Below are 12,088 nucleotides of genomic sequence, written 5' to 3'. Positions count from 1 at the left end.
CTTATTGTGATCTGCGGCGTGGTGCGTGATCTTGGGATGTGGGTCGCGACGTGCATGTCCAACCAGTTGATAACTGGAGTTAGCCCGATGTGCACTGGATCGACATCCGCCGAGGTCGGCACGGTTAGCGGACAACTGTCGGGGCTTGCTCCCGCAAGGGGCAGTGGTTTTGAACTGGAGCAGTATGCGGTTGAAGAAGGTTGCCGCCGCACTTGGTGCGTGCGCGGCTGTTGCATCCGGCGTGGTCCTTGGTAGCGGTTCGGTAACGGCCGATCCGGGCTGCCCGAGCCTCTATGTGGTGGCGGTTCCCGGCACCTGGGAGACCGGAAAGGATAAGACGCCGCAGCCCGGCATGCTGGCCGGCGTCACCGACGGTCTGCCCAGATCGGTGGACGTCGACTACGTGACGTACGCCGCGACCGCATTCCCCTGGGAGGGCGATGTCTACGGTGCGTCCAAGAAGGAAGCGACCGATCGTGCCCGCGGTCTGGCGGTCTCGATGGCGCAGCGCTGCGGCGGCACCAAGATCGCGCTCGTCGGCTACAGCCAGGGCGCGGATGCCGCGGGTGATCTCGCGGCCGAGATCGGCACCGGCCTGAGCCCGATTCCGGCCGATCGGATCGCGGGCGTCGGCCTCATCTCCGATCCGCGCCGTTCGCCCACCGACGTTCAGGTCGGTCCGATCGCGCAGGGCGGGGGCGCCGGTGGCCCTCGGGTCGGCGGCTTCGGCTGGCTCAGCGATCGCACCCGCACCATCTGCGCGGTCGACGATCTCTACTGCGCCACCGCCACCGATGATTTCGTGACCCGCTTCGCCGGATTCCTCGCGCAGACCTCCGAGGCGAACCCGGCCAACATCTGGCGCTACCAGCTCGAGGCAGGCGCCATCATGAACGACCTGATGTCGTTCGGCGGCATCCCGACACTGCAGTCGCAGTTGACCGATTCCGCGAACCAGCAGCGGGCCAAGGATCTCGAGCGGTTCTACCGTTCGCAGGCGCACACGCTCTACGGCAGTTACCCGGTGGGCGGCGGGCAGACCGCAATCACCTGGATGCACAACTGGATTGCGGGCATGGCCTGATTCCAGGCCCTCGATACCCATAGCGAAGGCCACCTCTCCGGACGGAGGGGTGGCCTTTCGCTTTCTACGATCCGTGACTAGCTGCTACCGGCGGAACCGGTCGGCGGCCGGAAGTGCTGGAAGAAGACGTGCGGTCCATCGCCGGGGCAATGCCGATCGTCCGGCCCGCGGAACTCCACCCGCGGCCCCGGCCCGTCCGGGAACTCGTCCGACCAGTGATGCGGACGGCCGATATCGGTGCCTTCCAACGGAATCGGATCCGAGACGGACTGGGCCGCGGACGAATCGGGCTCGGCCGCGGAGGCGGTGACGGCGAGCGCGCCGAGCGGAATCGAGACCAACGCACCGGCCACCGCCACCCGGGCGAAGCGCCGCTTGAATGTCGCTGTCGTGGAGAGCAAAACGGAATTCCTTTCTCTCGATCGTGAGCGCTGCAGTGGCGGCTCACCCGACCAATAGAAGGCTCCGTCGCTGGGAGCGGGGTGCGATCAATCTGGCAGTCGGCTGTGAATGCCCGAGTCTGTGAACAACCGTCAGGGTTGCTGTGAAATGTTGCGCGGCAACAGATCCCAGACATGACCGTTCTCATTGATGGTGGCCGCGGTGCGGCGGCCGCTGCGGGAGAACAGGATTCGGGTGATCGAGCAGTAGTCGATCGGGAAGGTCAGCGGCCGCGCCAGGCCGAGCACATCCTGCAGGATCACATTGATCACCCCGCCGTGCGCGAACACGACCACCGTATCGGCGGGATCGGTATGCGCGGCGATCGAGGTGACGGCCTCCCGCACCCGCGTGGTGAAGGCCGGCCCGTCGATCTGCTCGGGCAGATGCCCGGACTTGATCCGTTCATAGACGGCCTGGAATTCGACCTTGGCGTCCTCGATCGGAATGTAGGCGGGCAGATCCCGATCGTATTCGGCCAGATCGTCGATCACATCCACCGGCAGCCCGAGCTTCGCCGCGGTCGGCCCGGCCGTCTCCAGCGCCCGGCGCTGCGGACTGCTCACGATCCGGCTGATCCGATGCTGACTCAAAGCCGCGGGCACCCGCTCGGCCTGCTCGATGCCCACCGGCGCCAACCCGGGATCGGCGGGCCCGACCGTATTCGACAACCGCACCGGCTGAGCATGACGAACCAGAATCAACTGCACCCCGCCCACTCTGCCGTATCCGAACTCCCCACCGATATCAGGGTGAACCAGTACCTCGCCGACTACCGCCGCCTTTGCGGTCAGCATCCCGACCGATCCTAATTCCGAACGCGCCGCCATCTAGGCGGCAGCCGCCCGGAGATACCGAAACGGCCCGGTTCGCGAAATGCGAGCCGGGCCGTTCGTCAGGTATGGCCTACTGCTGCTTCTTACGCTGAGTGAGCAGGTAGATGCCGCCGACGATCAGGGCGATGACGACCAGACAGCAGATGCCGCCGAGGATCAGCAGCCCGCTGCTGCCGCTCTTCTTTCTCCTGGCCGCGAACTCCATCGCCGAGGCGAGGGTGTCCGAGTTGGTCCAGGTGTCCGCGCTCGCCAGCAGCTGCGGGTCCAGCAGAGTCGTGTTGGTCAGCAGGTCAAGGTACATATGCGTCCCCATCTACGTCGGTAACGGCCTCCTCCCGGGGCCGAATACTCAACGTTAGCGGGCGAATACGGCAAACGGAACTCAGCGCGGCTTCACCAGTGGGAACGGCAGCGTCTCGCGAATGCTGCGACCGGTGATCAGCATCACGATGCGGTCCACACCCATCCCTAAACCGCCGGACGGCGGCATCGCATGCTCGAGCGCCTGCAGGAAGTCCTCGTCGAGTTCCATCGCCTCCGGATCGCCGTTGGCCGCCAGCATCGATTGTTCGGTGAGCCTGCGGCGCTGTTCGATCGGATCGGTGAGTTCGCTGTAGGCAGTACCCAATTCGACGCCCCAGGCGACCAGATCCCAGCGCTCGGTCACGCCGGGGATATTGCGGTGCGCGCGTGTCAGCGGGGAGACCGAGGTCGGGAAGTCGATGTAGAAAGTCGGCTCCTGCGTTTGGGATTCGACCAGATGCTCGTACATTTCCTGCACGACCTGTCCGGCGTCCCAGCCGTGCTGATAGGGCACCTGCGCCTTATCGCAGAGTTCGCGCAGCTCGTCGAGCGCGGTCTGCGGCGTGACATCGGTGCCCAGCGCCTCCGATACCGCCCCGTGCACGGTCTTCACCGCCCACTCACCGGAGATGTCCACCTGGTCGAACGAACCGTCCGAATTGGGTCGCAGCGCCACCATCGCACCATTGGCCGCCAGCGCGGCATTCTGAATGAGCTGGCGGGCCAGGTGCATCATCCGCTCGTAATCGGCATGCGCCTCATACGCTTCCAGGCTGGTGAACTCCGGATTGTGGCTGAAGTCCACGCCCTCGTTGCGGAAATTTCGGCCGATCTCGAACACCTTCTCCATGCCGCCGACGCACAGCCGCTTGAGATACAGCTCCGGCGCGATCCGCAGATACAGATCGAGGTCGTAGGCATTGATGTGGGTGTGGAACGGGGTCGCGTTGGCGCCACCGTGCACCTTCTGCAGGATCGGGGTCTCCACCTCGAGATATCCCCAGGCGTTCAACGAATCCCGCAGCGAGCGCACCACCGCGGTGCGCTTGGTCAGCAACTCGCGGACCTCCGGATTGATCGCCATATCGACGTAGCGCTGGCGCACCCTGGCCTCGGGATCGGATAGACCTTTCCACTTATCCGGCAGCGGGTGCAGGCACTTGCCGATCATCCGCCAGTCCGCGGCGAGCAGCGAGAGTTCGCCGCGGCGACTGCGCCCGATCTGGCCGCTGACCTCGATCAGATCACCGAGATCGAAGAATTCGCCGAATTCGGCACTGCGCTCGCTACCGACCCGATCGCGGTCGATGACCAGTTGGATATCGTCGGTCCAGTCCCGGACCACCGCGAAGATCACGCCACCGTAATCGCGAATGCGCAACAGCCGACCGCAGACCCGCACGGTGGTGCCGCGCGGTGAACGACGCGCTGCGGCAACGGTATGCGTCGGGGGATAGGCGACGGGATAGGCGTCGACACCGGCGGCGGTGAGCCGGGCCAGCTTGTCCATGCGCACCCGCACCTGCTCCGGGCGACGCGGAAGCTGTTCCACGCCAACGATATCCGGCAGATCGGGCGGGCTGCCGTCGGCGTGCAGTCCGGCGATGCCAGTGGGTACCGCGCTGTGCAGACCGGTGTGGGTGATGGTGTCGGGTTCCTTGCCGAAGCGCGGTAGGAAGCCCTCCGCGAGCGCACTGGCCATGGCGACCCGGGGTAGTTGTCTGCGCTCCTCGAATAGGAAGAACCGCGGCACCCAGAACGGCTGATATTTCACATTCGACCGATATAGCGCCTCCAGCTGCCACCAGCGCGAAAAGAACAGCAGCACACCGCGCCACAGGCGCAGCACCGGACCCGCGCCGATGCGCCCGCCCTCCTCGAAGACCGAGCGGAACACCGCGAAGTTCAGCGAAACCTTGGTGATGCCATGCTGTTCGGAGGTCAGCGCGAGCTGGGAGATCATCAGCTCCATTACGCCGTTGGGGCCGTGCGGATCTCGGCGCATCAGCTCGAGTGAGGCGCCGGTGCGGCCCCACGGCACCAGCGACAACATGCCGAGCACCCGCTCCTCGGGTTGCGATGGGCCAGCCGAAGGCCCTCCGCTGAGGGTGGTGGCGGGCAGGCGGGCGGGCTTGACCGCCTCCACCAACAGGCAGTCGCCGTCCAACGGATCGCCCAGCCGCCCGAGCGCCATCGAGAAGCCGCGTTCGGTCTCGGTATCGCGCCAGGCATCCGCGCGGGCGATCACCTGCCGGAATTCCTCGGCCGGGATATCGCGATGGCGGCGGATCCGCACGGTGATCCCGTGCTTGCGCAATCGGTTCGCGGCCTGACGAACCTGCTTCATCTCCGGGCCCGCCAGTGAGAAGGACCTGGTGTCCAGAATGGCCTCGTCACCGAGGCGCAGCGCCGAGAGCCCGGCCCGCCGGTACGCGGTCGCACCGAGTTCGCTGGCGCCCATGACCGCCGGCGCCCAGCCGAATTGGTCGGCCAGTCGCAGCCAGGCGTCGATGGCCTGCGGCCAGGCCTCGCGGATGCCGATCGGATCGCCGCTGGCAAGGCAGACTCCGAGTTCGACCCGGTAGGTGAGCGCCGCCTTGCCGCTCGGCGCGAAGACCACCGCCTTATCGCGCCGAGTCGCGAAATACCCCAGCGAATCCTCGACATCGGAGCGTTCCAGCAGACCGCGGATCGCGGATTCGTCGGTACCCGTCATCGCATTGCCCGCGCGCTGCGAGCGCAGCAGGATGACCACCGCGGCCAGCAATGCGATGGCGCCGAAGAGGCCGAGCAGGAAGTTGACGATCGGACGCGGGTGGCCGTCGAAGTGTTCGTTGTCCACCAGCACCGCCGCGGTCACCCGGTAGATCGACCACAGCGGCCGCTGCACGCCCCGGGGCAGCGAGCCTGGGAACAGCTCCACCAGGCCCCAGCCGAGCAGACAGCCGACCGCGAGGCCACCGGCCAGCACGCCCAATGCCTTCCAGCCCGCGCCCCGGCGCACCTTGGTGTAGAACTCCCGCCAGGATGCGAGCAGTACGCCGATCGCGGCGAGCTGTACGGCCGCGGCCACCAGCGCGTGCATATTGCCTTCGTCGGCGAATTCCAGCACGTTCGCCAGGGCGTAGAGCGCGATATAGCCGAGCAGCAACCACCAGGCGATCCGCTTGCGGCTGGCCGTGGCTCCCGCGAGCAGTCCGACCACCAGCGCCCACACCAGGCTGGTGTCCGGTGCGTCGAAGTAGTACAGGTCGACGTAGCGACGCGGCACATGCGTCAGGTAGCGCAGTCCGGGCGAGAGGCTCCACAGGAAGCAGAGCACGGCGAATACACCGAGGGTCAGACCCGCGATATGCGGGACCTCGCGCAGCCGTCCGTGTCCGCGATGCGGTACCGGTGGTGCCGGTCTGTCCGAGGGTGGTTCGGTGTCGATGTGTTGCCGGGCGTGCGTGGAAGTCACAGCACCAGTGTGTACGGTGCCGCCGTACTGGTGCTCGAAGACCTCCCGGGCATGTCGGTTATCGGCGCGTCGCTCATGTGTGTCGATCGTCAGGCCGGGGGTTGGCGTTTCGCCTTCCGCCCACACGGAGTAAGGATGTATCCCATGTCCGATGCAGTCGATGTGCCGATCGATGACGACGTCATTCGACTCGGTCAGTTCCTCAAGCTGGCCAATCTGATCGATTCCGGGTCCGAGGCCAAGACCGTGATCGCCGCCGGACTGGTCCGGGTGAACGAGGAGGTGGAACTACGTCGCGGACGGCAACTACATGTCGGCGACATTGTGGCGATCGCCGGTCACAAGGCCAGGGTGGCGGCGGTTTAGGTCGGTCCTCGGCTCAGTCTTCGGCGCGGACCACTATGCCGTCGTGGTCGCTGTAGAGCATGTCGCCGGGGACGAAGGTGACACCGCCGAATTCGACCGGGATATCGCGGTCGCCGGTGCCGGTCTGGGTGCTCTTGCGCGGGTTGGTGCCCAGCGCCTTGACGCCGATATCGAGCGTGCGCAGGATCGCCGAATCGCGCACCGCGCCGTTGACGATGACGCCGGACCAGCCATTGGCCACACCGCGTCCGGCGATGATGTCGCCGACCAATGCGGTGTGCACGCTCGCGCCGCCGTCCACCACGAGCACGCCGCCATTGCCCGGTTCACTCAGCGTTTGCTTGACCAGCAGGTTGTCCTGGAAGCAGCGGATCGTGGTGATGCGCCCGGAGAACGCCGCGCGCCCGCCGAACTGGATGAACTGCGTATCGCAGCTACGGATTTCGGGGCCGATCTCGTCGGCGAGGTCCGCGGTGGCAATGGTGTTCTGCGATTCGGTCACGGATGTCAGCTTAGAGTTCGGGTCCGAGTCGACTCCGAACGGACCACCTGGTCTGCCCGTGCCCTTGGTGCGACACCGTTATCTGGAGCGACCTGCTTGTCGCTAGCGGTGCCCGTAGTGCATCTGGTACTTGATTCGCTCGGTTTCGCGCATCTTGTTGTGGTTGATCCATTCCGGATCGAGGCCGTGCTGCCTCATCCGATAGCGGCGCCAGACGTAGCTGCGTGCCACGGTGAACACGATCAGCGGCACGGCCATCATGATGATCACGCCGATCTTCAACGCGATCGGCCCGGGGAACAGCAGCGGGACCAGCAAGAGCGGGATGAACGGAACAATGAACCGGACGAGATAGCGCAACTCGGCCCCGTGCCCGACGAGGTCGTGGATGACCCACTCGTGCAGCTCTTCGGGGAGCTCGCGGCCGAGATCGTATGAGATCCGCTGGCCTATCGTGGGGCGTTTCATATGTCCAGGCTATGCCTGTGAGATGCGTCACCGCCAGGTTCGGCAAATATTCGGCAGGGGGATCAGGCGCGACCGTGGCGACGTTCGTAGGCCAGACGCTCGGATTCCGCCCGCTTGCTGGCGGTGGAATCGGCCAGCGCCGGATCGAGGCCGTGCTTGACCAGACGCGACCTGCGGTAGACGTACATCAGTGCCGCGGTGAAGTAGATCAGCGGCAGGTACAGCAGGGCCATCATCGCCAAGCCCATCCATTTCGGCCCCGGTACCAGCAGAAACAGGCTCAGCACCGGAATCATCGGAATGAGGAAGCGCATCAGGTAGCGCCGCGCCGCACCCGGTCCGGTCAGGTCGTCGAGCACCCACGCCGACATCGACGGCGGCAGCGTGCGCCCGCAGATGTAGCCGATGCGCTGGGGCAGCGTCGGCGTCGTGCGTTCAGCCATGCTGCCCAGCATCCTCCGTTCGGGCGCATCCGGACAAGTTCGGGTCAGCTCTGCCTGCTGGCGTGGAATTCGGCGATCTGGGTGGTCAGGTTGTGTGTGGAGTGCTTGACCGCGATCTTCACGAACGGCTCGATGGTCTTGCCGAGCACCTTTCCGGCGATGCCGCCGGGCACGCGGTAGTCGACGATCGCGTCGACGGTGCAGAGGTCGGCGCCTTTGTCGTGGAACAGGAAGGTCGACTCGATCTCGAAACCCTTGATCGACTTCACCGCGATCGCGTAGTTCTGCTCCCAGCGCACCACCTCGAGCCGCGAATGCAGCGAGGCGGGACCGAGTTTGATGGTGCCGTCGAAGGTCGCGCCGACGCCCTCCACCTGCTCGGTGCGCGGGGTGAAGTCCTGGATCTCGGTGATGAAACGCGACAGATTCCGGTAATCGTTGACATACGCGAACGCGGTTTCGGCCGACGCCGCACAGTCCTCGACGATCTTCACTTCGGTCATGGCCCCAACTGTAACGGGTTACCATTTGCCCAGCAGCTCGCGCTTGCATTTGCAAGCGTCAGCCGGTGACCGCCAGCGTTGCCGCCAAACCGAAGGCCACCGACATCACCGCGACCTCGATCACCGCCCGCCGCAGTGAGGATTCGGCCTGCATCCGGTGACTGGTCGCGAGCGGTACCCACTTGCGCCGCCACCACCAGCCCAGCGCCAGCAGACCGACCAGCACGAAGGTCTTCGCGAGCAGAATGCGTCCGTAGCCGGTCGTGACGAACGGGGTGATCCCGCCGACCCGCACCAGTCCGTTGACGATGCCGGTCACCGCAACGACGCCGACCAGCGGTAGCGCCACCGCCGAATACCGGGGCAGCGTCACCGCCCATTCACCGCGAGTGCGCACCACCAGTGCCAGCGCGACCAATAGCCCGAACCAGGCCGCCGCCGCCAGCGCGTGCACCGCCGCGAGCACCGAACCGAACGGCTGCTGCGACATATGTCCGATGATCGGCCGCAGCGCCAGCGCCACCGCGGCAAAGACCAGCGCCAGATCGGCCGACGCGGTGTCGGGTCGCCGGAACGCCAGCGCCGAGTAGCAGGCGACCGCACCGCTGCCTACCAGCACGGCGATGCCGACCTGACCGCCGCTGATCTCGACCAGGAAGTTCCCGAACTGCCTGCCGCTGAGCTTGCCGACCGGCACGTCGACGACCGCGGCCGCCTCGAAGACCAGCACCGCGAATTCGGTGACACACCAGATCCCGGCCAGTACCGCGAGCGTGCGCCACGGCGGCCGCAGCCGATCGTGCAGCCGCGGCAGCGCGGCCAGCCCGAGCACGGTCGCCCCGGCACAGTCCGCGATCACCCGGACGATGCCCTGGGACTGGGCGGGGGCCGGAATGGCCAGGATCAGCGCGAGCGCCACCCCGAGTAACCCGGCCGGGACGGCCAGCAGCAGCGCTTGCGCATTTCCGCCGCCGGTCGTCCCGTGCGCCTTGTTCATCCGTGTGCTCTTCTCACCGCTGCGGTTTCCGGCCCCTACCGCCGAACAGCGCGAAGGCGAGGCCACCGCCGAACAGCACGACAGCGCCGACGATGAAGACCCACAACGGGACGCCACCGGAGTCGTCCTTGCCGCCGGAATTGTTCTGGCTGTTGGCCTTCGGGCCCGGCGTGCCATTGCCCGCCTTGGTGAGGGTGAAGGTCAGCTCGCCCTTGACCGGATGCCCGTCGGCGGAGGTGACCCGGTACCCGATCTTGTAGACCCCGGTCGGGCCGAGTTCGCCGACCGCGACGCTGACCGTCGGGCCGTCCACCGTCGGATCGCCCTTGGACCACAGGTTGCCGTCCGGGCCGACCACGGTCAGTGCCGGAAAGCTCGTCTGCAGCGGTTCGTTGAAGGTGATGCTCACCCGCTCCGGACCGGTTTCGACGCTCGCCCCATCGGCGGGCACGCTGCTGACCGGTGCCGAATGCGCCGCGGCGGGTCCGGCGGCGAGCGCGCCCACGCTCAGCAACAGCAGCCCCGTGACGAGCCCGGCGACCAGGCGGCGCATGGTCGCGGACGGACCCGTCGATCTCGCGGTCATGCCCGCCGACCGGCCGCTCATGCCCGTCGTCCGCGAATCACATTGCCGAGACCGAGCGCGACGCCGAGCAGGCCGAGGGCGAGGCCGATGCCGCCGAGCCAGCGCGCGGTGTCGTCGGTGTCGTTCGACTTCTCGGCCGCGGACTCGGTGTCGACGTGGTGGTCGTCAGCGCCGTCGCCGCCCTTGGCCGCCGCGAGGGTGAGCATCGGCGCCGGGTGCTCGGGCTCGGAGCCGTCCGCGCCCATGGGCTGATCCCACTTGACGACCTTGCCGTCGCTGTAGGTCTGGGTGGCCGGGAAGCTGATCTCGGCCTGGGTCGGCAGCGGGCCGACCGAGAGTACGAAGCGCTGGAACTGACCGGGGCGCACGCCCGGCGCGCCGGGGTCGGCGGTCCAGGTGACCGTGGTGGCCTCGGCCTTGTCATTGCGGTCGACCTTGGAGCTCCAGCCGGGGATGGGTTCGGTGCGGGCGCTCTTGAGGTTGGGCAGGGTGATGGTGAGTTCGGTGGTGTTCGCGGTCTCCGATTCGGTCGGGACCTTGAAGGTGATCACCGCATATTTGCCCTGCGTCGCGCCGGGTGCGTCGGCGCTGACGTGTGCGGAGGCGGTGCCACCGGCGAGGAGAACCAGGCCTGCGGCGGTCGCGGCCGTGCAGGCGCGCGAGATCTGCGTGCGCATAGGTGAAGTGCTTTCTATCCGAAGGGGTTTGGTGTGGCGGGTCAGGCCGACACCGGTGGCGCGCGCGGACCGATCGCGCCGTTCGGATGAAAGCTGTAGAGCCGGGGAATCGGATTCGACCAGCGGATCGGACCGGTGGCCTCGGGCGGTGATCCGGCGGCCGTCACCGCGTGAATGACGCTGGAGGCCACCGCGTAGAGCCGCTCGGCCAGCAGGATCAGAGCGGCACAGCCGAGTGCCGCGACGAGGTGCGCCACCAGCATCCAGCCGGTGGGCAGATACGTCTGGGGCAGATCGAACTGTGGAACGGTCGAGCCCGGATGGTGAGTGTGGGAATGGCCGATCAGCCCCGATAACGCCGCATGCCCAGCGAGCTGTCCGATCGCGAGCGAACCCAGTAAACCCGCTCGACCGGATCCGGTGACCGCCCACGCGCGATTGCCTCGTCGCGGTGCGCGAAGCCGAACCACACCGCGACCAGCGGCCCAGCCGATCAGCGCCGAAACAACCAGCAGCAGTGCCGACTCGGCCGAATCCGGAAATCCACCGCCCGCCACACCGTGCGCGGCGACGGCGAGCGCCCCGGCCATGCCGCCGACCGCACAGCCACGCAGGCTGCCGGTGGACGGGCCGGGACGCATCGCTGACTCAGTTGACGCCGAGGCGCGCCAGCACGTCGGCCTCGATACCGGACAGCTCGCTCGAGATCGACGCGTGCACGGCGCGGCGACGCGGCGCGGGCATCTGCTCGGCGGTCCGAATCGCGGCGGTCAGGCTGCCGAGCCGATCCTGGGTGGCGGCGACGAACTTCTGCGTCTCACCCTTGTTCGACTTGTCGCCGGACTGCGCGCCGACCTTGTCAAGGGCGGCTTCGGTATTGGTGATCCTGGCCTGCAGGCGACCGCCGTGGCCGCTGAAATCACCGAGCTGTTCGACGCCGATGCCGAGCTGATGCGCCCGACGGGTATCGAGCTGGCCGCGGATGAAGGTCGCGGCGCGGTAGGCCAGCGGCGCGAGCACGGGCACGAGGACGCGGGCGACACCGAGGTATTTGCGGACCTGGCTCGCGCTGAACGGATCCCGCTCGGCCTTGGCGGCCACCTTCAGTGCGGCCTTCTCCTCCGCCTGCAGTGTGGCGATCTGGGCCTTGGCGACCTTGCGTTGGGTGCGGGCCTCCGCGCGCCGGGCCTTGCGGTCGTTCCTGGCGCTGAGTTTCGCTTCCATGGCGGCCTTGTGCTTGAGTGCTTTCGCCTCGGCCCTGCGGCTCGGCCGCCGCTTGCGCTTCGTGAACAACCCCATCGAAGGCCCTCCGTCATGCTGGGTTCGCCATGGCAGTACAACGTCGGGGAACGTTCGTCCGCCCCATGTCACACGTGTCGCAGTTACCCTAGCCTGTGTCATTTTGCCGCGCTGTATCGGATT

At 67.0% G+C, this 12,088-nt stretch carries 15 protein-coding genes; 2 read left to right on the top strand and 13 right to left on the bottom strand.

From position 1 onward, the window contains the following. Positions 1-184: 184 nt before the first annotated feature. Positions 185-1,084: a cutinase family protein gene (locus tag ACHQ4I_RS02390; RefSeq protein WP_420769972.1), complete on the top strand. Its 900-nt coding sequence runs from the start codon at positions 185-187 to the stop codon at positions 1,082-1,084. Between the two features lie 77 nt (positions 1,085-1,161). Here the strand turns inward: ACHQ4I_RS02390 and ACHQ4I_RS02385 are convergent, their stop codons facing one another. The 4 genes from ACHQ4I_RS02385 to lysX all read right to left on the bottom strand — a co-directional run bounded on the left by ACHQ4I_RS02385 (position 1,162) and on the right by lysX (position 6,124). Then, on the bottom strand, positions 1,162-1,485 hold the full coding sequence (locus ACHQ4I_RS02385) for a hypothetical protein (RefSeq protein WP_420769971.1): 324 nt from the start codon (positions 1,483-1,485) through the stop codon (positions 1,162-1,164). A 132-nt stretch (positions 1,486-1,617) separates the two neighbouring features. Further along, on the bottom strand, positions 1,618-2,235 hold the full coding sequence (locus ACHQ4I_RS02380) for a histidine phosphatase family protein (RefSeq protein ID WP_420770174.1): 618 nt from the start codon (positions 2,233-2,235) through the stop codon (positions 1,618-1,620). A 196-nt stretch (positions 2,236-2,431) separates the two neighbouring features. Beyond that, positions 2,432-2,662, bottom strand: coding sequence for a hypothetical protein (locus ACHQ4I_RS02375; RefSeq protein ID WP_420769970.1), 231 nt, complete (start codon positions 2,660-2,662; stop codon positions 2,432-2,434). A gap of 81 nt (positions 2,663-2,743) precedes the next feature. Then, positions 2,744-6,124, bottom strand: a complete 3,381-nt coding sequence (gene lysX, locus ACHQ4I_RS02370) for a bifunctional lysylphosphatidylglycerol synthetase/lysine--tRNA ligase LysX (protein WP_420769969.1) — start codon at positions 6,122-6,124, stop codon at positions 2,744-2,746. 144 nt (positions 6,125-6,268) lie between these two features. Here lysX and ACHQ4I_RS02365 point away from each other — a divergent pair, with 144 nt between their 5' ends. Beyond that, positions 6,269-6,490: an RNA-binding S4 domain-containing protein gene (locus ACHQ4I_RS02365; RefSeq protein WP_397040006.1), complete on the top strand. Its 222-nt coding sequence runs from the start codon at positions 6,269-6,271 to the stop codon at positions 6,488-6,490. 13 nt (positions 6,491-6,503) lie between these two features. Here the strand turns inward: ACHQ4I_RS02365 and rraA are convergent, their stop codons facing one another. The 9 genes from rraA to ACHQ4I_RS02320 all read right to left on the bottom strand — a co-directional run bounded on the left by rraA (position 6,504) and on the right by ACHQ4I_RS02320 (position 11,965). Further along, positions 6,504-6,992, bottom strand: a complete 489-nt coding sequence (gene rraA / locus ACHQ4I_RS02360) for a ribonuclease E activity regulator RraA (protein ID WP_420769968.1) — start codon at positions 6,990-6,992, stop codon at positions 6,504-6,506. Positions 6,993-7,094: 102 nt separating this feature from the next. Then, positions 7,095-7,460 (bottom strand): DUF5313 family protein, encoded by a 366-nt coding sequence (locus tag ACHQ4I_RS02355; protein ID WP_420769967.1) that lies wholly within the window; start codon positions 7,458-7,460, stop codon positions 7,095-7,097. A gap of 62 nt (positions 7,461-7,522) precedes the next feature. Then, positions 7,523-7,903 (bottom strand): DUF5313 family protein, encoded by a 381-nt coding sequence (locus ACHQ4I_RS02350; protein ID WP_420769966.1) that lies wholly within the window; start codon positions 7,901-7,903, stop codon positions 7,523-7,525. A gap of 44 nt (positions 7,904-7,947) precedes the next feature. After that, on the bottom strand, positions 7,948-8,406 hold the full coding sequence (locus ACHQ4I_RS02345; RefSeq protein WP_420769965.1) for an SRPBCC family protein: 459 nt from the start codon (positions 8,404-8,406) through the stop codon (positions 7,948-7,950). 58 nt (positions 8,407-8,464) lie between these two features. Continuing rightward, positions 8,465-9,403 (bottom strand): copper resistance D family protein, encoded by a 939-nt coding sequence (locus tag ACHQ4I_RS02340; RefSeq protein WP_420769964.1) that lies wholly within the window; start codon positions 9,401-9,403, stop codon positions 8,465-8,467. A 13-nt stretch (positions 9,404-9,416) separates the two neighbouring features. Beyond that, positions 9,417-9,956: a copper resistance CopC family protein gene (locus tag ACHQ4I_RS02335; protein ID WP_420770173.1), complete on the bottom strand. Its 540-nt coding sequence runs from the start codon at positions 9,954-9,956 to the stop codon at positions 9,417-9,419. A gap of 50 nt (positions 9,957-10,006) precedes the next feature. Continuing rightward, a complete protein-coding gene (locus ACHQ4I_RS02330) occupies positions 10,007-10,666 on the bottom strand; it encodes a YcnI family copper-binding membrane protein (protein ID WP_420769963.1) in 660 nt (219 codons plus the stop codon). 41 nt (positions 10,667-10,707) lie between these two features. Then, positions 10,708-11,307: a hypothetical protein gene (locus tag ACHQ4I_RS02325; protein ID WP_420769962.1), complete on the bottom strand. Its 600-nt coding sequence runs from the start codon at positions 11,305-11,307 to the stop codon at positions 10,708-10,710. A 7-nt stretch (positions 11,308-11,314) separates the two neighbouring features. Further along, positions 11,315-11,965, bottom strand: a complete 651-nt coding sequence (locus tag ACHQ4I_RS02320) for a DUF6474 family protein (RefSeq protein ID WP_420769961.1) — start codon at positions 11,963-11,965, stop codon at positions 11,315-11,317. Positions 11,966-12,088 lie beyond the last annotated feature (123 nt).

This window comes from Nocardia nepalensis (genome assembly GCF_048910785.1).
Classification (GTDB): Bacteria; Actinomycetota; Actinomycetes; order Mycobacteriales; family Mycobacteriaceae; genus Nocardia; species Nocardia nepalensis.
This window is presented reverse-complemented; position numbering and strand designations above follow the sequence as displayed.

What these genes read in the sequence shown, in the direction of transcription:
- ACHQ4I_RS02340 (WP_420769964.1), bottom strand. Translation starts at nt 9,403, where the DNA reads ATGAACAAGGCGCACGGGACGACCGGCGGCGGAAATGCGCAAGCGCTG.
- ACHQ4I_RS02345 (WP_420769965.1), bottom strand. Translation starts at nt 8,406, where the DNA reads ATGACCGAAGTGAAGATCGTCGAGGACTGTGCGGCGTCGGCCGAAACC.
- ACHQ4I_RS02390 (WP_420769972.1), top strand. Translation starts at nt 185, where the DNA reads ATGCGGTTGAAGAAGGTTGCCGCCGCACTTGGTGCGTGCGCGGCTGTT.
- ACHQ4I_RS02355 (WP_420769967.1), bottom strand. Translation starts at nt 7,460, where the DNA reads ATGAAACGCCCCACGATAGGCCAGCGGATCTCATACGATCTCGGCCGC.
- ACHQ4I_RS02335 (WP_420770173.1), bottom strand. Translation starts at nt 9,956, where the DNA reads ATGCGCCGCCTGGTCGCCGGGCTCGTCACGGGGCTGCTGTTGCTGAGC.
- ACHQ4I_RS02325 (WP_420769962.1), bottom strand. Translation starts at nt 11,307, where the DNA reads ATGCGTCCCGGCCCGTCCACCGGCAGCCTGCGTGGCTGTGCGGTCGGC.
- ACHQ4I_RS02330 (WP_420769963.1), bottom strand. Translation starts at nt 10,666, where the DNA reads ATGCGCACGCAGATCTCGCGCGCCTGCACGGCCGCGACCGCCGCAGGC.
- ACHQ4I_RS02365 (WP_397040006.1), top strand. Translation starts at nt 6,269, where the DNA reads ATGTCCGATGCAGTCGATGTGCCGATCGATGACGACGTCATTCGACTC.
- ACHQ4I_RS02350 (WP_420769966.1), bottom strand. Translation starts at nt 7,903, where the DNA reads ATGGCTGAACGCACGACGCCGACGCTGCCCCAGCGCATCGGCTACATC.
- ACHQ4I_RS02320 (WP_420769961.1), bottom strand. Translation starts at nt 11,965, where the DNA reads ATGGGGTTGTTCACGAAGCGCAAGCGGCGGCCGAGCCGCAGGGCCGAG.
- ACHQ4I_RS02375 (WP_420769970.1), bottom strand. Translation starts at nt 2,662, where the DNA reads ATGTACCTTGACCTGCTGACCAACACGACTCTGCTGGACCCGCAGCTG.